Origin of the sequence: Nocardiopsis sp. NPDC049922 (assembly GCF_040660275.1) — a bacterium.
Lineage (GTDB): Bacteria > Actinomycetota > Actinomycetes > Streptosporangiales > Streptosporangiaceae > Nocardiopsis.
In genome coordinates this window covers 29,323-47,781 of sequence record NZ_JBFAME010000018.1, presented here as the reverse complement: position 1 = coordinate 47,781, position 18,459 = coordinate 29,323, and the positions used below count along the sequence as shown (strand labels likewise).

The following is an 18,459-nucleotide window of genomic DNA, read 5'->3' as shown; positions in this document are numbered from 1 at the left end:
TGGGGCTTCGGCGAGTTTTCGAACCTGACATGTGGGGTGCCCGGATTCCTGGGACTTTGAACCTGCCACATTCGGCCACTTTCCGGTATTCGGGGATTATGGGGAGTGGCTCGCGCGCGGGAATTGCGGTCGGACTCGGTCGCGGACGACCTCCGCTTCCCCGTCACGGATGCGGATAGGCCCGTCATCCCCTACGGTTGGGGGCGAATCACCCTTTCCGAACCACGGTTCGCCCGTGCCAGGGAGTGAACACGGGCGTCGGCGGGTTCACCCGCTTTCGTGGTCGGATCGGTGGCCGAGTGCATTGTGTGCCAATGAGTCACACGAGCGTAACGATTTGCGCCCTGAGGTCGGTCAAAGTCCCACCTCAAGCGGGGTCGGCCGCTCACCCCCGCCCCAGGCCCCTTCTCCGCGGCCCGTGTCGCCCCAGGTCACACGGGTGGAGAAGGCACCGGTCGGCGGGCACGGCCGTAGGATCCCCGCCCGAGGCGGCTGGCCCCCGACACTAGAATGGCCCGAATCGGAACGTTCCGGGGGTACCGCGTCCGGGCGCGGGTGTGACGTCCGAGACGACATGAGGATGAGTCATACGTGAACGGAAAACGCGCCTCAGGCGACGGCTCCGAGAACGCGCTCGCCGGGGCGTTCTCCCACGCCCCCGAGCCCATGGTGCTGACCCGGGACGACGGCGCGATCCTGCACGCCAACCTGGCCTTCGCCGAACTGGTCGGCCTCGACGCCGAGGGTCTGGCCGGCCGCGTCTGGTACGACCTCCTCGACGGTGACGACGCCGCCCGGGGCGCCCGGATCCACGGCGTGGCCGCGGCCGGCCACCGCGCGGAGCGCACCCACCTGCGCCTGGCGCCCACGACCGCTCGCCCCGGTGTCGTCGAGGCCGAGCTGCGCCCGGTCCCCGGCCCCAACGGCGACCGGCCCGGCGCCCAGGTGGTCGTGCTTCTGCACGTGCTGTCCGCCAACGAGGCGGACCTGCGGGTCGTGGGCGAGCTGCGCACGGACAGCTCCGACTCCGTGCTCTGGAGCCTGGACCTGAGCACCGGGCGCCTGCGCGAACTGTTCGGCCCCACACCCCTGGGCGACCTCCTCGCGGGAGGGGAACGCCAGCTCGAGACCATCCTGGAGCGCGTGCACCCCGACGACATCGCCCGCGTGCGCGACGCGATGTCGGCCGCCTTCACCGGCCGCGACTACGAACAGCGCTTCCGCGTCTTCGACCGGCTCGGCGACGAGCGCTCCCTGCACGTGCGGGCCCGTTTCGTCCCCGGGCAGCCCGACCGCCTCGTCGGCATCGTCGACGACGTCACCGAACACGTGCAGCTGGTCCGCCGCCTGGCCGACCGCCGCCGCACCGAGGCCGAGCACGGCCGCCTGGTCACCGAGCTGTCCTCCAAACTCGTGTCGGCCACCACCGTCGACGACGTCATGGACCTGCTCAGCGAGGAGTTCCTGCCGATCTTCGGCGGCATGAACGCCGCCGCCCTCTACGTCCAGGACGGCCTGCTGCGCACCTCGCCCAGCGCGCGCTCGCGCGGCGGCAACATCGAGCAGCTCGACGGCCGCCGGGCCGACGACACCGACTTCCCCATGGGCGCCGTCATCCAGGACCGGCAGCCCCGCTTCTTCGAGAGCCGCGCCGAGATCATCAGCCGCTTCCCCGCCGCCGTCGGCCTCATGCGCAACGTGAGCGGACAGGCCTGGGCGACCGTCCCGATCTTCGGCGACGGCAAGGTCGCCCTCGGCGTGTGGCAGATGACCTGGGACCGGCCCCACCACGCCAGCCGCGACGAGCGCGCCCTCATGCTCACCTTCGCCGGTCTGGCCGGACAGGCGCTCCAGCGGATCAAGGCCCAACAGGCCGAACTCGAACTCGCCGACGCCGTCCAGCGCCGCATGCTGCCCCGCCAGGTCCCCAGCTTCCCCGACATGGCCATCGCCACCAAGTACCTTCCCTCCCGCGCCGACTGGCGGATCTGCGGCGACTTCTACGACGTCATCGAACTCCCCGACAACCGCGTCGGGCTGCTCGTCGGCGACGTGCAGGGCCACGGCGTCGAGGCGGCCGCCGCGATGGGGCAGATCCGCGTGGCCTTCCGCGCCTACGCCACCAACCAGTCCGACCCCGGCGTGGTCCTCGGCGAGACCAACCGGCTGCTCACCGAGACCGGCGAGATCGTCTTCGCCACCTGCGGCTACCTGGTCCTGGACCGGGAGACCGGCGTCATGCAGGCCGCCTGGGCCGGACAGCCGCCCGTCGTGCTGGCGTCCAAGGGCAGCTACGAGCTCTGGGAGCCCGAGACCGGCCCTCCGCTGGGCGTCCTGCCCGACACCGAGTACGACGTCACCACGCGCTCCCTCCCGCCCGGCGGCACCCTGTTGCTGTGCTCGGACGGTCTCGTGGAGAGCTCCGACCTGCCGATGGCGGACGGACTCGCCCTCGTGGGAGAGGCGCTGGCCGAGCACGGCGAGGACCCCGAGGCGGCCGCGGACCTCCTGGCCGAGATGGCGCCCGCCGGTCGCGGGGACGACATCGCCCTGCTCATCACGCGCATGACCGACGACGAGGACGCCGAGGGCGAACCCGGGAACTGACCGGCGCCCCGACGCGCGTGCCCTACCCTGGGTGGGTGTCCGAAACACTGTTCGACGACGCCGGAGCCGAGGCCGCCAAGGGGCAGGAACCACTCGCCGTGCGCATGCGTCCGCGCACCCTGGACGAGGTCGTGGGCCAGCGCCACCTGCTCGGTGAGGGCAGCCCGCTGCGCCGCCTCGTGGAGGACGACGCGCCCATGTCCGTCTTCCTGTGGGGGCCGCCCGGCACCGGCAAGACCACCCTGGCCACCGTGGTCAGCCACGTCACCAAGCGCCGCTTCGTGGAGCTGTCGGCGGTCAACGCCGGGGTGAAGGACGTGCGCACGGTCGTCGAGGAGGCGCGGCGACGGCTGGGCATGCACGGAACGCGGACGCTGCTGTTCGTCGACGAGGTGCACCGCTTCAACAAGACCCAGCAGGACGCCCTCCTGCCCGCCGTCGAGAACCGGTGGGTCAGCTTCATCGGCGCCACCACGGAGAACCCCTTCTTCTCGGTGGTCAGCCCCCTGCTCTCCCGCTCCCTGCTGCTGTCGCTGGAGTCCCTGGACGACGCCGACGTGCGCGTCCTGCTCGACCGGGCGCTGGCCGACGAGCGCGGGCTGGACGGCCGCTACGCGCTCGCCGACGACGCGGTCGAGCACCTCGTCCGCCTCGCCGGGGGCGACGGACGCCGCTCCCTGACCTACCTGGAGGCCGCGGCCCTCGTCGCCGGAGCCCCGGGGCCCGAGCCCGTCACCGTCACCGCCGCCCACGTCGAACGCGCCGTGGACCGGCACGCCGTCCGCTACGACCGCTCCGGCGACCAGCACTACGACGTCATCAGCGCGTTCATCAAGAGCATGCGCGGCAGCGATCCCGACGCGGCCCTGCACTACCTCGCCCGGATGATCGAGGCGGGGGAGGACCCCCGGTTCATCGCACGCCGCCTCGTCGTGCACGCCAGCGAGGACGTGGGCATGGCCGACCCCACCGCCCTCCAGACCGCGGTGGCCGCCGCCCAGGCCGTCGACCTGGTCGGTCTGCCCGAGGCGCGGATCAACCTCGCCCAGGCGGTCATCCACATCAGCCTCGCGCCCAAGTCGAACGCCGTGATCACCGCCGTCGACGAGGCCATCGGCGACGTGCGCGCGGGCCACGCGGGACCGGTTCCCGTCCACCTGCGCGACGGCCACTACAAGGGCGCGGCCGAGCTGGGCCACGGCGAGGGCTACCGGTACGCGCACGACTACCCGGGCGGGGTCGCGCCCCAGCGGCACGCGCCCGACGGGCTGGCCGACCGCGAGTACTACCGGCCCACCGGGCACGGCGCCGAACGCCGCTTCGGCGAGGTCCTGCGGCGGATCAAGGACGTCCTGCGCGGCGTCAGTCCGTGAACAGCTCCGTGACCGCCACGATCTCCCGGGGGCCGTCCTCCTCGGAGGACCCCTCCGCGAAGGTGACCTCCACGATCATCACCGGGCCCCACGACAGGTAGTCGATGAAGTCGGAGCCCGTCAGCTCCCACGTGCCGCGCCCGTCCACGTCGATGAACAGGTGGTCCGGCGCGGCGCAGAACTTCGCGCACAGCACCGCGGCGTCCTCCCGGACGACCGCCTCCTGGGGCTCGCCGCGCACGTCCCACTGCTCGGCCCACTCGTCGTGGGTCGGCACGCCCTGGCCGCGCACGGGTTCGTCCTCGCGGTCGACGGGGGTGAACACCCACGGCCCCTCCACCGGGTCCTCCTGCTCGGCGGGGTCGAACCGGACCACCATGGTCAGCGGTTCCTCCTCCTCGCTGGGCTCCGGCGAGACCTCCTCGGTCACCTCCGAGACCAGGGCGTCCTCCTCCTCGTCCTGGCCGAAGACCCCGAAGAGGAACCACCCGCCGCCGCCGATCATCCCGATCGCGAGCGCGGCGGTCCCGGCCATGACCAGGGCCTTGCGCGGTCGGTGGCGGGCCAGGCGGCCCTCCAACCGCACCACCTCGGGCACGCGCGCGGGGGGTTCGACGCCCTCCCACTCGTGCTCCAGCAGGCGCAGGAGCTCCGCGCGGTCGGGGACGGCGGAGGCGCCCTCCCCCGACACGTCCTCCTCCGTCTCCTCACCTGCCGCGCACTCGGCCGCCCAGACGGCGAGGACCGCCTCGACCGCCTCCGCCACGGTGGGTCGGCGGACGGGGTCCGGGTCCAGCGTCCGGGACACGACCGGGCGCAGGCCCGCGTGCAGGCCGCCGAGGTCGAACGCCCCGCGCGCGACGCGTTCGACGATCTCCTCCGGCTCGCCCGAGCCGAACGGCAGGCGTCCCGTTCCGGCGAACGCGACCAGGGCGCCCCAGGCGAACACGTCCGCCGCCGGAGTCGCCGCGCCGCCCCGCGCGCGCTCCGGGCTCGTCCAACTGGCCGCGGTGGCGCGCAGGCGCTCCGCGGAGGCCACCACCGCGCACTCCATCACGTGCGGCCCGTGCGGTCCCACCACCACGTCGCTGGGGCGCAGCGATCCGTGGGCGACGCCGCGCGCGTGCAGCGCGGACAGGGCCTCGGCCAGCCCGACGGCCAGGGCGACCACCTTGCCGCTGGCGAGCCCGCCCCTCGTCGAGACGTAGTGCGACAGGCGCGGCCCGGCGACGTAGGACAGGGCCACCCACGGCGGGTTGGCGTCGGAGTCGAAGGTCAGGGGCGTGACCACGCGCGTCGAGTCGACACCGGCCAGCGCGCGCAGACGCCGCTCGAGCGCGGGGTAGGCCTCGGGCGGATCGAGTTCCGGACAGACCAGCGTCTTCACCGCGAGCAGGCGGTCCCCGGGCGACGGCGCGCGCACGTCCACGGCCGCGTAGACCGTGCCGGTGGCGCCGTGGCCGAGTCGGCCCAGGACCAGGTAGGGGCCGATCCGCGCGGGGTCGGCGGGGTACAGGGGAGACAGGTCCGCGGGTACCAGTACGGAGATCTCTCGGGGAGGACGAGCGCTCATCAAGGGTCCTGTCGGTGCGTCCCGGGCGGTGGGGGCGGAGTGTCGGGACTTCATGGGGAAGATCCCACTCGGTGCAGATTCTTCCGGAATGCTGCCCGGCCGTCGATCCCTCGGACCGCTCACCAGCGCATTGGTGATGGACCCGTGACCGTTTCCTCCCGGGGCGCGCCGAGGTGCGCCCGGTCGAACGGTGTCCGGACGCGATAGGGTCAGCCGAAACCGGCGCGCCCCGACCCACCCCGGGGCCGCCCGGCACGGCTCCGGCGGCCCGACCCGGCGCAGTCGACGCCCGCACCCGGGAGCCTCCCTCGACGCCCGTGCGCGAGGGATCGTTCACACACCCTCGATTCATCCTCGATCTGCTCACGGAGCCCGCATGCTTACCGGAGGAGAGGTCGCCGCGCTCGTCGCCGCGGTGGTCTGGGCGGTGCTGGCCACGTTCATGTGCGTGGCACTCGTCAAACTCATCAAGCTCATCAACGCGGCCACGGCGGTGGTCTCGGACCTCGGGGAACGGACCCCGCCCCTGCTGGAGGACGTCGCCTCCACGGTGGAACGCACCAACACCTCGCTGGAACGGGTCGAGGAGATCACCGCCAACGTGCAGGCCACCTCCGAGGACGTGTCCACGATCACCGCGCTGACCCGCGCGGTGGTCACCGGTCCGCTCGTGCGCGTGGCGTCGTTCACCTACGCGGTGCGCCGGGTCGCGGGCCAGCGCCGGGCCCTGGCGGTCGTGCGTTCGCGCAGGCGGAAGGAGAGCCGGTGATCGGCAGACTGTTCTACCTCGCGGCCGGGGCCGCCCTGGGCGGGTACGTCGTCCACCGGGTCCACCGGGCGCGCCGCGCGCTCACCCCCGGCGGCCTCGCCGAACGGGTCGAGGGACAGGTCACGCAGTACAAGGGGGCCCTGCGCGAACTCAACGAGGACCTGGCCGAGGAGGTGCGCGCCCAGGAGGCCGAACTCCTCGCGCGGTACGCGCCGAGACGGGGCCGGTCCGCGCTGACCGCGCCGGGGGACGTCCCGGAGCGCCTTCCCGGCCGGTGACGGGGTCGCGCGGTGGTCGGCGGCGATAGCCTTGGACCAACACCCAAAGCCTCGGAACAACCAGGCTGCCGCCGTTGTCGTCATCAGCACGGGCCCCGGCGGCCACCGCAAACCACGTGCGCCGGCGGCGCGGTCCGCTCTACGATGGGCCGGTCACCAGGTCATCGCGTCACGACGGTCCCGAGGGACCCCCACGTCGCCCAGGGCGGCGCAGGCAAGCACAGGAGGGCATCCATGGAGACGGCAGAGATCGCGCGCCGCTTCCTCAGTTTCTTCGAGAAGAACGGACACACCGTCGTGCCCTCGGCAAGCCTGATCGCCGAGGACCCGACCCTGCTCCTGGTGCCCGCGGGCATGGTCCCCTTCAAGCCCTACTTCCTGGGTCAGCGCACCCCCCCGTACACCACCGCCACCAGCGTCCAGAAGTGCATCCGGACCAAGGACATCGAGGAGGTCGGCAAGACCTCCCGGCACGCGACCTTCTTCCAGATGCTCGGCAACTTCTCCTTCGGCGACTACTTCAAGGAGAAGGCGATCCCGCTCGCGTGGGAGCTGGTCACCACACCCGTCGAGGACGGCGGCTTCGGGATCGACCCCGAGAGGCTGTGGGTGACCGTCTACCTCGACGACGACGAGGCCGAGGCGATCTGGCGCGACGGGGTCGGCGTCCGTCCCGAGCGCATCCAGCGCATGGGCATGGAGGAGAACTACTGGTCCATGGGGGTCCCCGGCCCCTGCGGCCCCTGCTCCGAGATCTTCTACGACCGCGGCCCCGAGTACGGGGTCGAGGGCGGCCCGGCGGCGGACGACAACCGCTACATCGAGATCTGGAACCTCGTCTTCATGCAGTACGAGCGGGGTGAGGGCGGGGACAAGGGCGGCTTCCCGATCCTCGGCGAACTGCCCAAGAAGAACATCGACACCGGCCTCGGCCTCGAACGCCTCGCGGCCGTCCTCCAGGGCGTCGACAACATCTACGAGACCGACATCATCGGCCGCGTCCTGCACCGTGCCGCCGAGCTCACCGGCACCCGCTACGGCGACAGCCACGAGGACGACGTCAAGCTCCGCGTGGTCGCCGACCACGTCCGCAGCGCCGTCATGCTCGTCGGCGACGGCGTCAAGCCGGGCAACGAGAAGGCGGGCTACGTCCTGCGCCGCATCCTGCGCCGCTCCGTCCGCAACCTGCGGCTGCTGTCCGGGGAGAGCGACACGCTCTTCCTGCACGAGCTGACCGACGTCAGCATCGACGCGATGAAGGACATCTACCCCGACCTGCTGGACAAGGCGGAGGTCATCCACGGCGTCATCGACACCGAGGAGAAGAACTTCGCCGACACCCTGCGCGCGGGCACCGCCCTGTTCGGCCGGGCGGCCGAGCGCACCCGCGCGGCGGGCGGCGTCTTCTCCGGCGCCGACGCCTTCCAGCTGCACGACACCTACGGCTTCCCCATCGACCTCACCCTGGAGATGGCGGCCGAGCAGGGCCTGAGCGTCGACGAGGGCCAGTTCCGCGAGCTCATGCAGCGCCAGCGCGACACCGCCAAGGCCGACGCGCGCGCCAAGAAGCTCGGCAACGCCGACATCTCGCTGTACGCGCGACTGCACGAGAACGCGGGGGACACCGACTTCCTCGGCTACACCGAGTCCGAGACCGACGCGCGCGTGCGCGGGATCGTGGTCGACGGCGAGGGCGCGCCCGTGGCGCGCGCGGGGCAGAAGGTCGAGATCGTCCTGGACCGCACCCCGTTCTACGCCGAGAGCGGCGGCCAGCTCGCCGACAAGGGCACGCTCACCGTCGACGGTCGCGGCGTGGTGGACGTCGAGGATGTCCAGAAGCCGCTGCCGGGCCTGTTCGTGCACCGGGGCACCGTGCGCTCCGGCGAGGTCGTCCTGGACGACTCCGTGCACGCGGCCATCGACACCGGCCGCCGCCACGCGATCGAGCGCTCCCACTCGGCGACCCACCTCATCCACTCCGCCCTGCGCAACGCGCTGGGCCCCTCCGCGGGCCAGGCGGGCTCGGAGAACCGCCCCGGCCACCTGCGCTTCGACTTCACCGCCGACAACCCGCTCGGCGGCGAGCGCCTGGCGGGCGTCGAGGAGGAGGTCAACCACGTCCTCTCCGGCGACATCGACGTCCAGACCGAGGAGAAGAGCCTGGACGAGGCGCTGCGGATGGGCGCCCTGGCCATGTTCGGCGAGAAGTACGGCGACCGCGTCCGCGTGGTCGAGATGAGCGACTACTCCGTCGAACTGTGCGGCGGCACCCACGTCGCCTCCACCGGCAAGCTGGGCATCGTCAAGCTGCTCGGCGAGTCCTCCGTCGGCTCGGGCGTGCGCCGTGTCGAGGCCGCCGTCGGCGTTGACGCCTTCCGCCGCCTGACCAAGGAGTCGGCTCTGGTCGGCCAGCTCTCCGAGCAGCTCAAGACGCCGCGCGAGGAGCTGCCCGAGCGGATCGACGCCATGGTCTCCCGGCTGCGCGCCGCGGAGAAGGAGATCGAGCGGCTCCGCGCCGCCCAGGTCCTCCAGGCCGCGGGCTCCATCGCCGACGGCGCGCGCCGCCACGGCTCCGCGCTCGTGGTCGCCACCCCGGCGCCCGACGGCGCCGGTGCCGACGACCTGCGCAAGCTCGTCCTGGACGTGCGCGGCCGACTCGGCGAGGACGAGCCCGTCGTCGTCGCCATGACCTCCGTCCCCAAGGACCGCCCGGTCGTGGTGATCGCGGCGAACAAGGCCGCGCAGAAGGCCGGGATCAAGGCGGGCGAGCTGGTCGGCGTCGCGGCGCGCGCGCTCGGCGGCGGTGGCGGCGGCAAGCCGGACATCGCCCAGGGCGGCGGCAGCGACCCGAGCAAGGTCGACGAGGCGCTGCGCGCGGTCGAGGCGCGCGTGGCCGCCGTCTAGGACACCACCGCCCTGAGGAGCGCTGACGGCGACCTCGCGGCGCACGACACGCCAGGCGGGTGCGGGGGCCGACCCCGTACCCGCCTTCGCGTTCTCGCCCATCTGGGGGCGTGTCCATCCACGACGGTACGTAGTGGTACACGCCTACGGAAACCGGCCTGCCCGGACATCCCACGCGGGTGGCTTACACTCGGACGGTACGTCCGGGCCCCGGAACCGCCGCCCGTGTGGGTGACACCGTGTTCTCCGGTCCGCGACGGGCCGCTGCCCGGTCGTCGTTCGCGAGGCTGCGCACGGTCACCGAATCGGGCATACTGTGGCGCGTCACAGCCGATCACGCGGCTGTCCATGCGACGTTTCCCGCGATCCAGCTGACGAACAGGACCACCGTGTTGAGGATTTCCCAGCAGCGGTGCCGCGCCGTCAACGGCACGGCCCGCCCGCACGCCGTCCCCGGTCCCGGGGAGACACGTCCTTGAGGCACGGTGTGCGCCTGGCGATCGACCCCGGTAACGCCCGCATCGGGGTCGCGGTCAGCGATCCGAGCGGCGTGCTCGCCAGCCCGGTGGAGACCGTGCGGCGCGGCAAGGGTGACGTCCACCGCATCGCCGAGCTCGTCGTGGAGCGCGGGGCACGCGAGGTCGTCGTGGGCTACCCCGCCTCGCTGTCCGGCGAGGAGGGCCCCGCCGCCCGGTCCGCGCGCGAGTTCGCGACCGCCCTCGCCCGAACCCTCCACCCCGTCCCCGTCCGCCTGGTCGACGAGCGCCTCACCACGGTGACGGCCCAGTCACAACTGCTCTCGGGAGCCTCCTTCGCCAAGAAGGGCGCCAAGGGGGGCAGGGCGCGCCGGTCGGTGATCGACCAGGCGGCCGCCACCGTGCTCCTCCAGAGCACCTTGGACCAGGAACGGGCAACAGGCCACCCCCCGGGCGAGATCGTCCGCCCCAGCCAGGGAGAATCATGAACGACAGGGATGCCTACCCCGACGATCCCTCCCGTGGACGCGTCGACCGCGGTGACGACTACGACCCGCTCACCGACCCCTTCCCCAGCCAGCCGCGACCGCGCGGCCGCAGGGCCCGCCCCGAGCCCTCCCCGTCGGGCGAGCGGGCCGACCTCGGCGGGCGCCCCCAGTCACGCCGTGCCGCGGGTGATCCCCGCACTCCCGGCCGCGCCCCCCGCGCCGACGCGGGTGAGGACTCCCTGAGCGCGGACGCCCCCGCTCCGGGACGACGCCGCAAGCCCGGCCCTCCCGCCGAACCGCCGCGCCGCGGCGGTGCCGCCGACGCCCTGCGCGGCGGACGCGCCGCGCGGTCCGCCGCCAACCGCGGCCCGTCGCCCGACGGCGGGCAGCGTCCGCCAGCCGACCCGGGCCGTCGCACCGGGCCCGACGGGGGACGCCGCCAGGGCTCGGACGCCGGCCGTGGTGAGGCCCCCGGCACGGGACGTGCCCCGACCCACGAGGGCGCGGCGCCCCGACGCCGTGCCGCCGACCCCACCCAGGACGCGCTGGCCGCCCTCGCCGACCTCGGCGGTCAGGGCGCCGCCCCGACGACCCCCGCCGCCCCGCCCGAGGAGCCGTCCCGGCGCGGGCGTCGGGCCCGTCCCGGCCCGGAGGAGCCGGAGTCGCCGTCGCCGCTGTGGGATGAGGACGACGGCCCCATGCTGTCCTTCCTCGAGGAAGACCCCGAGCCGGAGCCCCGTCCCCGGCGCGGCCGTCGCAAGCGCGAGGCGCCGGCCGAACCCGCCGCCGGCCGCCGGGGCCGTCGGCGCCCCCCCGAGCCCGCCGCGGACGAGACCGACGCGATGTCCGGGGGGCCCGGCGACGCCGCGACCACCGGTTCCACGCCGGTGGTCGACGAACCCCGCCGCGGCCGCCGCAGGCGCGGCCGCGAGGAGGAACCGCCCCCCGCGCCGCCGGCCGACGAACCCACCGGTCGCCGGGGCCGCCGCCGTGCCTCCCACGGCGGCGCTCCGGAGGCCGCCGACAGCGGTTTCCTCGCAGACGTTCCGGCCGACACCGCCGCCCTGGCCGCGCTCGGCGGGCAGGGCGCGCGGGACGCGCACGACGGCCCCCGCCACGACGACGGCCACGCCGATGACGCGTACGGCGACGGCGCCTACGCCGACGACGGCTACGACACCGCCGACGCGGACGAGCCGCCCGCCGAGGAGCCCGCCGGTCGTCGCGGTCGCCGTCGGCGCGGCCGCGGGGACGAGGAGCCCGCCGGCCGCCGGGGCCGCCGCAGGCGCGGCAGGCGTACGGCCGCCGCCGACCCCGAGCCCGAGACGGTCGACGACGACCCGGTGGACGACGACGAGGACGACGGCTACGAGGAGCCCGACCTCAACGACATCGCCGAGGCCTACGGCGGCAGCCGCAGCAGCCGCAGGAAGCTCAAGCAGGCGCAGAAGGCCAAACGCGCGGGCGGGGCCAAGGCCCGCAAGCGCAAGGGCGGGAACAAGAGCCGGAAGACGACGGCCGCGGCCGCCGTCGCACTCGTCCTGGTCCTCGGCGCGGGCGGCTACGGCGCGTTCCGCTACGTCATGCCCGCCGACTACGGCGGGGAGGGCACCGGCGAGGTCGTCTTCGTCATCGAGGACGGTGACTCCGGAAGCGCCGTCGGGGAGCGACTGGTCGAGGCCGGTGTGGTCGCCAGCGTCCGGGCCTTCACCGCCGCCCTCGGCGCCGCGGAGCGCGAGGGCGGGGGCGGACTGGTGCCCGGCACCTACTCCCTGGCGCAGGAGATGAGCGGGGAGAGCGCCGTGGCCCACCTGCTCGACCCCGAGAACCGCCTCGGCGGACGGGTGACCGTCCCGGAGGGGCTGCGCGCCCAAGGCGTCGAGGGCCGCCCGGGGATCCTCGACACACTCTCGACGGACCTCGGGATCCCGTTGGCCGACCTCGAGGAGGCCTACGCCGACGCCGACTCCCTGGGACTGCCCGAGTACGCGACCCAGGGCCCCGAAGGGTACCTGTTTCCCGAGACCTACCGGTTCGACCCCGGCGCCGAGCCGGGTGCGGTGCTGCGCACCATGGTCACCGAGTTCCGCCGGGTCGCCGAGGAGACCGATCTGGAGGAGCGGGCCGCGGAACTCGACCTCACCCCCAACGAGGTCATGGCGATCGCCGCCATCATCCAGGCCGAGACCGGCAGGCAGGAGGACATGGCCAACATCTCGGCGGTCGTCCACAACCGTCTGGAGCAGGGCATGCAGCTCCAGATGGACAGCACGTGCTTCTACGTCCTCGACACGGAGGGCACGTTCCTCGACGACGAGCAGCGCTCGGCCTGCGAGGCCGATCCGCGGGGCTACGGCACCTACGGCACGACCGGGCTGCCCGCCGGGCCGTACGTGGCTCCCGGGCAGGATGCCATCGAGGCCGCTCTGGCGCCGTCCGGCGAGGACTACCTCTACTTCGCGCTCATCGACCCCGAGAGCGGCGAGACCGGCTTCTCCAGGACCCTGGACGAGCACAACCAGATGGTGGCCGAGAACCAGGCCGAGTGGTAGGGAAGGGGAGGGGTGCCGTGCGCGCCGCGGTCCTGGGCTCGCCGGTGGCCCATTCGCTCTCACCGGTCCTGCACACCGCCGCCTACGCGGCGTTGGGCCTGGACGACTGGTCCTACGGGCTGCACGAGTGCGACGAGGAGGGCCTGGCGCCCTTCCTCGACGGCCTCGGCCCCGAGTGGGCGGGCCTGTCGCTGACCATGCCGCTCAAGCGCCGCGCGCTGGACCTGGCCGTGGGCGTCACCGACCTGGCGCGTCAGGTCGGCGGGGCGAACACCCTCGTCCGCGCCGACGGCGGGTGGCACGCCCACAACACGGACGTCGAGGGCGTCGCGGTGGCGCTCACCGAGGCAGGGATCGGCGCCCCGCGCGACGCCGTCGTCCTGGGCGCGGGCGCCACGGCCGCCTCCGCGCTCGCCGCGCTGCGCCGCCTGGGCCTCACCTCGCCCGTCACGGTCCTGGCCCGGGACACCGCCCGCACCGGCGAGGTCACCGCCGCCGCCGAGCGGCTCGGGCACCCGGTCCGGGTGGCCCCGCTCGCGGAGATCGGCGACCACCTGGACGTGGACCTGGTCGTGTCGTCCCTGCCCTCGGGGGCGTCCGACCGGTACGCGGAGCTCCTGGCCACCGCACGCGCCGACCTGTTCGACGTCGTCTACGCGCCGTGGCCCACCGCCGCCGCGCGGGCGGTGTCCGCACGCGGCGGTCGTGTGGTCGGCGGCTTCCCGATGCTCCTGCACCAGGCGGTCGCCCAGGTCCGACTGATGACCGGGGTGGAGGACGTCCCGGTCGAGGCCATGCGCGCGGCCGGGGAGACGGAGCTGGCCCGGCGCGCGGCCGCCGCCACGTGACCGGAGCAGGTCACCGGTCCTGCTACAGTAGTTCCGTATCGACTTGGTCCGGTGTGCGCGCACACCGGAGCCGCAAGCGGAGAAGATCCTCCCACCTGCCGGGTGCAGCCCGCGTGGGTCCGGTTCGATGAACGGGCGAAGCGTGTCGTGCCCGCCAGGGGTCCCTCGGGGCTCCGGCGCACCCGCGTGCCCGTCATCGGGAACATCGGTCGGATCACCCCGCTTGCACATGCTGGCGGGGTTTTCGCTTTTCGAGGACCCCGACGCGGCCGGAGCGCCCGACGGTTCGGGATCCCCGGTCGAGCAGGCCGTCCTCCGCCCGGCGGACGGCCGGTCCCAGGTAATCGAGAAAGCTAGGGAGGGGTCTCATCAGCGCCGAGCCCCGCATCAATGACCGCATCCGGGTGCCCGAGGTCCGTCTTGTCGGACCCAACGGTGAGCAGGTCGGCATCGTCTCCGTGCAGGACGCGCTGCGTCTGGCGCAGGAGTCCGACCTCGATCTCGTCGAGGTCGCGCCGACCGCCCGCCCGCCGGTCGCCAAGCTGATGGACTACGGCAAGTTCAAGTACGAGTCCGCGGTGAAGGCGCGCGAGTCGCGCAAGAACCAGTCGAACACGATCATCAAGGAGATCAAGCTCCGCCCGAAGATCGATCCGCACGACTACGAGACCAAGAAGGGTCACGTCGTCCGGTTCCTCAAGAGCGGGGACAAGGTCAAGGTGACGATCATGTTCCGCGGGCGCGAGCAGTCCCGGCCCGAACTCGGGCGCCGGCTGCTGGCGCGACTGGCCGAGGACGTCCAGGATCTTGGCACGGTCGAGTCCCAGCCCAAGCAGGACGGCCGCAACATGGTCATGGTGATCGGCCCGCACAAGCGGCGGTCCGAGCACAAGGCCGAGGCCCGGGCAGCGGCGGGGGACAGGACCCGCCGCCAGCAGCGCGAACAGGCGTAGCGGCGTCAGGGGAAGTCCCCCACCGCCCGGTCGCCGTGTGAACGGAAGCCGGGTGGTGGGGTGGGCTGTGCGCGAACGGCCCGCGAGCGTCGGTCCGACGGCGCGCTGGGGCCCGCCATAGCAGCGGAAGAATCGCGTCACCAGCCCATCGCTGGTGGCGCGCCGACGGAGTAGGAGACGACGGCGACATGCCGAAGAACAAGTCCCACAGTGGAGCCAAGGACCGTTTCAAGGTCACCGGTTCCGGCAAGATCATGCGCCGCCGTGCCAACAAGAACCACATCCTTGAGCACAAGACCTCCAAGCGCAAGCGCAAGCTGAGCAACGAGGCCGTGCTTGCTCCGGCCGACACCAAGAGCATCAAGAAGCTCCTCGGCAAGTAGGCCGAACCCCTTCTCCTCCCGTCTGGGAGTGCCCGCGCGCCCGACGCGTTCGGCGCGGTGACGGCACCCGGAGGAGAACCACCTGAAGCGACCACGGCCGCCGGGCTCGTCCGAGCCGGGCCGGTCGGCGCGCCGTGCGCGCCGGAAGAGACAACGAGGGAGTCACAGTGGCACGCGTGAAGCGGGCTCTCAACGCCAAGAAGAAGCGCAAGGTCGTCCTCGACCGCGCCAGTGGTTACCGCGGTCAGCGTTCGCGCCTGTACCGCAAGGCCAAGGAGCAGATGCTCCACTCGATGACCTACTCCTACCGGGACCGCAAGGACCGCAAGGGGCAGTTCCGTCGTCTGTGGATCCAGCGCATCAACGCCGCCTCCCGCGCCAACGGCCTGACCTACAACCGTCTCATGCAGGGCCTGAAGCTGGCCGGCATCGAGGTCGACCGTCGCATGCTGGCCGAGCTGGCCGTCAACGACGAGGCCGCGTTCGCCGCCCTGGTGGAGAAGGCCAAGCAGGCCCTCCCCGCCACCGCCGCGGCCTGACGCCCTCGGGAGACGACGCGATGGCGAGCCACGAGTTCACGAGCATCCGTTCACCCAGGATCAAGGGGGTTCGGCGGCTCGCCAAGCGCACCTTCCGCCAGCGTGAGCGACGCTTCCTGGCGGAGGGGCCGCAGGCGGTCCGGGAGGCCCTGGCCGCGGCGGCCGACGACGGCCGGTCCCACGCGGGGACCGGCGCCGGTGTGGTCGAGGTCTTCGCCACGGCGGAGGCCATGCAGCGCCACATCGATCTGGTGGACGCGGCCCGCGCGGCCGACGTCCCCACCCACCAGGTCAGTCTCGACGTGATGTCCGAGCTGGCCCAGACCGTGACCCCCCAGGGGATCCTCGCGGTCTGCGAGTTCGTCGACGTGCCCCTCGACCGGGTCGGCGACGTCCGGCTGGCGGTCGTGCTCTCCCATGTGCGCGATCCCGGCAACGCGGGCACCGTCCTGCGGACCGCCGACGCGGCCGGGGCCGACGTCGTCGTCTTCACCGACGCCTCCGTCGACCCCTACAACGGCAAGTGCGTGCGCGCCTCCGCGGGAAGCCTCTTCCACCTGCCGGTGGTCGTCGGCGTTCCGGTCTCCCGGGCCGTGGACTTCCTGCGCGAACGCGGCGCCGCCGTGTGGGCCGCCGACGGCGGCGGCCCGCGCGACCTGCACGGGGTCGCCGACGGGGGCGATCTCGACGGCCCGGTGGGCTGGGTCTTCGGCAACGAGGCCTGGGGGCTGCCCGAGGAGACCGTCGCCCTCACCGACGGAGCGGTCAGCGTCCCGATCTACGGCGGGGCCGAAAGCCTGAATCTGGCCACGGCCGCCGCGGTCTGCCTCTACACCACCGCCCGCCAGCAGCGACGCTCCCGGAGCGCCGGAGACTGACCCCGGTCGCCCGAGGCCGACGGGGTCCGCGCTCACTCTCCGTGACGCCCCACCGCGTCCGCGATGTACCGGTGGCGTCCGATCCCACGTCATCGCGTCGGAACACGCCTGCGCGTGCGGCGGGTACCGATAGGGTCGTGCCGAAGCCACCGCGGCCTATGCGGATTCCGCGTAGCCGCCCGTTCGCCGACCCGCGTGACGGGTGAGGTGGTGCGGTGGACCGCCGTCGCCGGGCAGGCTTGACGACACCGTGTGAGCACGCGTCGCGCCGCCCGGGGAGGAGCCCGGCTCGCGGGACGCTCGGGAAGTGCTTGTACGCTCGTCTACCGTCGAACGTCCCGAACCCGGTCCACCAGGCGTACCAGGTCGGAGTGCAGGGTAGACAACCTGCGGTGGCGCTCGCGGACGTGGGCCGCGCGCCACCGACTCGCGGTCCTCGGCCCGGAGGCGTACGGTCGTGGATCTTCAAGGGGAGCGGGGAGAGGCGTGGGCATCGGCCGGCAGGCGGATCACCCGGCGGAGGAGTCAGGCGACGGGACCGGGCGCTCCACGGGGGACCCCGGGCGGGGGGCCGATCCAGCTACCGACATTCCCCATGAATCGGAGAATACGCACGATCCGGGCGTTCGTTTCGCGCGTGCGACGGGCGCCGACGCCACCGACCTGTGGGAGGTCGACGGCGCGTCCGGCGGGCCCGGCGGAGCGCCCCTCCACGCGGACGACCTCCCCGACGGGGTGGTGGCCGCCGACGCGCGCGGCCGCGTCGTCCTGTTCAACGCGCAGGCGGCGCACCTGACCGGCACCCTCGCCCGCGCCGCCCTGGGCCGGGACTTCCGCGAGGTCCTTCCCCTCGTCGGCCCCGACGGCCACGACTGGTGGGAGGCCAGCGACCCCTACGGCGGCGACCGCGACCGCGTCCGCCAGACCGAGCGCGCCCTCTACCTGCCCGACGACCGCGAGATCCTCGTCGCGGCCCGCTACGTCCGCGCCCGCCCGGGCGGGGACCTCATCCGCCTCGTCATCACCCTCAGGGACGCCGCCACCAGCGCCGACCGCAGCCGCGCCGACCTCGTCTCGGAGGTCGCCCACGAACTCCGCTCCCCCCTGACCAGCGTCAAGGGCTTCACCTCCACCCTGCTGACGAAGTGGGAACGGCTCACCGACAAGCAGAAGCTGTTCATGCTGGAGACGGTCAACGCCGACGCCGACCGCGTCACACGCCTGATCCACGACCTGCTCGACGTCTCCCGGATCGAGTCCGGCCGCCTGGAGGTGCGCCGCCAGGTCGTCGACCTTCCCGACGCGGTGCGGCGGGTGGTCGCCGGGCGGGTCGCGGCCGGGGAGCCGGAGGAGCGGTTCCGGGTCGAGACGCGCGGCGAGCTCCCGCAGATGTGGCTCGACTCCGACAAGCTCGGCCAGATCCTGTCGAACCTCGTGGAAAACGGGGTGCGGCACGGCGCTGGTACTGTCAGTGTGGTGATCGAGCCGTGTGAGGGAGGAGCAGCGGTGTCGGTGCGCGACGAGGGCCAGGGCATAGCGCCCGAGACCATTCCGCGCGTCTTCCGCCAGTTCTGGCGCAGCAAGCACCGGAGCGGGACCGGCCTCGGGCTGTTCATCGTCAAGGGCCTCGTCGAGGCCCACGGCGGCACGATCACCGTCGGGCGCGCCCCCAGCGGCGGCGCCGAGTTCCGATTTACCATGCCCGCCGGGACACCCGAGTTCGTCTGAGTCCTCAGACCTTCGGCCCCGGTGGGCGTTCCAGCGTGCCCGGGCCCGGCGGTGGCCCCGTCACCCGGGTGCCCCGCTCGTGCTCGTCCTGTCGGCTTCGTCCGCCCCCG

The 18,459-nt window shown here is 73.2% G+C and carries 14 protein-coding genes; 13 read left to right on the top strand and 1 reads right to left on the bottom strand.

The window, feature by feature from the left end; genetic code table 11:
- The first annotated feature begins 591 nt into the window (after positions 1 to 591).
- Both AB0I72_RS25030 and AB0I72_RS25025 read left to right on the top strand, forming a co-directional pair.
- Entirely contained in the window at positions 592 to 2,607 is a 2,016-nt protein-coding gene (locus AB0I72_RS25030) for a SpoIIE family protein phosphatase (protein ID WP_358572820.1), read from the top strand.
- 35 nt (positions 2,608 to 2,642) lie between these two features.
- On the top strand, positions 2,643 to 3,980 hold the full coding sequence (locus AB0I72_RS25025) for a replication-associated recombination protein A (protein ID WP_358572818.1): 1,338 nt from the start codon (positions 2,643 to 2,645) through the stop codon (positions 3,978 to 3,980).
- Here AB0I72_RS25025 and AB0I72_RS25020 read toward each other — a convergent pair.
- Positions 3,970 to 5,553, bottom strand: coding sequence for a serine/threonine-protein kinase (locus AB0I72_RS25020; RefSeq protein WP_358572816.1), 1,584 nt, complete (start codon positions 5,551 to 5,553; stop codon positions 3,970 to 3,972). The two genes, AB0I72_RS25025 and AB0I72_RS25020, sit on opposite strands and share 11 nt — an antisense overlap.
- 376 nt (positions 5,554 to 5,929) lie before the next feature.
- Here AB0I72_RS25020 and AB0I72_RS25015 point away from each other — a divergent pair, with 376 nt between their 5' ends.
- From AB0I72_RS25015 to AB0I72_RS24965, 11 genes are all read left to right on the top strand, one after another.
- Complete coding sequence (locus tag AB0I72_RS25015) at positions 5,930 to 6,322, top strand: DUF948 domain-containing protein (RefSeq protein WP_358572814.1); 393 nt, start codon at positions 5,930 to 5,932, stop codon at positions 6,320 to 6,322.
- Complete coding sequence (locus AB0I72_RS25010) at positions 6,319 to 6,600, top strand: hypothetical protein (RefSeq protein ID WP_358572812.1); 282 nt, start codon at positions 6,319 to 6,321, stop codon at positions 6,598 to 6,600. The genes AB0I72_RS25015 and AB0I72_RS25010 overlap by 4 nt, the downstream gene beginning before the upstream one ends.
- 234 nt (positions 6,601 to 6,834) lie before the next feature.
- Positions 6,835 to 9,504 carry an alanine--tRNA ligase gene (gene alaS, locus AB0I72_RS25005; protein WP_358572810.1) on the top strand — a complete coding sequence of 890 codons (2,670 nt, stop codon included), beginning with the start codon at positions 6,835 to 6,837 and terminating at the stop codon, positions 9,502 to 9,504.
- 475 nt (positions 9,505 to 9,979) lie between these two features.
- On the top strand, positions 9,980 to 10,468 hold the full coding sequence (gene ruvX / locus AB0I72_RS25000) for a Holliday junction resolvase RuvX (protein WP_358572808.1): 489 nt from the start codon (positions 9,980 to 9,982) through the stop codon (positions 10,466 to 10,468).
- Positions 10,465 to 13,020: an endolytic transglycosylase MltG gene (gene mltG, locus AB0I72_RS24995; protein WP_358572806.1), complete on the top strand. Its 2,556-nt coding sequence runs from the start codon at positions 10,465 to 10,467 to the stop codon at positions 13,018 to 13,020. Before ruvX ends, mltG begins: the two co-directional genes overlap by 4 nt.
- Positions 13,021 to 13,037: 17 nt before the next feature.
- Entirely contained in the window at positions 13,038 to 13,868 is an 831-nt protein-coding gene (locus AB0I72_RS24990) for a shikimate dehydrogenase (protein ID WP_358572804.1), read from the top strand.
- 368 nt (positions 13,869 to 14,236) lie between these two features.
- Entirely contained in the window at positions 14,237 to 14,821 is a 585-nt protein-coding gene (gene infC, locus AB0I72_RS24985) for a translation initiation factor IF-3 (protein ID WP_083924251.1), read from the top strand.
- Positions 14,822 to 15,009: 188 nt separating this feature from the next.
- Positions 15,010 to 15,204, top strand: coding sequence for a 50S ribosomal protein L35 (rpmI, locus tag AB0I72_RS24980; protein WP_017599963.1), 195 nt, complete (start codon positions 15,010 to 15,012; stop codon positions 15,202 to 15,204).
- Between the two features lie 167 nt (positions 15,205 to 15,371).
- Entirely contained in the window at positions 15,372 to 15,743 is a 372-nt protein-coding gene (gene rplT, locus AB0I72_RS24975) for a 50S ribosomal protein L20 (protein WP_358572802.1), read from the top strand.
- Between the two features lie 20 nt (positions 15,744 to 15,763).
- A complete protein-coding gene (locus AB0I72_RS24970) occupies positions 15,764 to 16,621 on the top strand; it encodes an RNA methyltransferase (protein ID WP_358572800.1) in 858 nt (285 codons plus the stop codon).
- Between the two features lie 663 nt (positions 16,622 to 17,284).
- A complete protein-coding gene (locus AB0I72_RS24965; RefSeq protein WP_358572880.1) occupies positions 17,285 to 18,349 on the top strand; it encodes an ATP-binding protein in 1,065 nt (354 codons plus the stop codon).
- Positions 18,350 to 18,459 lie beyond the last annotated feature (110 nt).

Coding starts and splice junctions, on each gene's coding strand:
- AB0I72_RS24970 (WP_358572800.1), top strand. CDS start 15,764: ATGGCGAGCCACGAGTTCACGAGCATCCGTTCACCCAGGATCAAGGGG.
- rpmI (WP_017599963.1), top strand. CDS start 15,010: ATGCCGAAGAACAAGTCCCACAGTGGAGCCAAGGACCGTTTCAAGGTC.
- alaS (WP_358572810.1), top strand. CDS start 6,835: ATGGAGACGGCAGAGATCGCGCGCCGCTTCCTCAGTTTCTTCGAGAAG.
- AB0I72_RS25015 (WP_358572814.1), top strand. CDS start 5,930: ATGCTTACCGGAGGAGAGGTCGCCGCGCTCGTCGCCGCGGTGGTCTGG.
- mltG (WP_358572806.1), top strand. CDS start 10,465: ATGAACGACAGGGATGCCTACCCCGACGATCCCTCCCGTGGACGCGTC.
- AB0I72_RS25020 (WP_358572816.1), bottom strand. CDS start 5,553: ATGAGCGCTCGTCCTCCCCGAGAGATCTCCGTACTGGTACCCGCGGAC.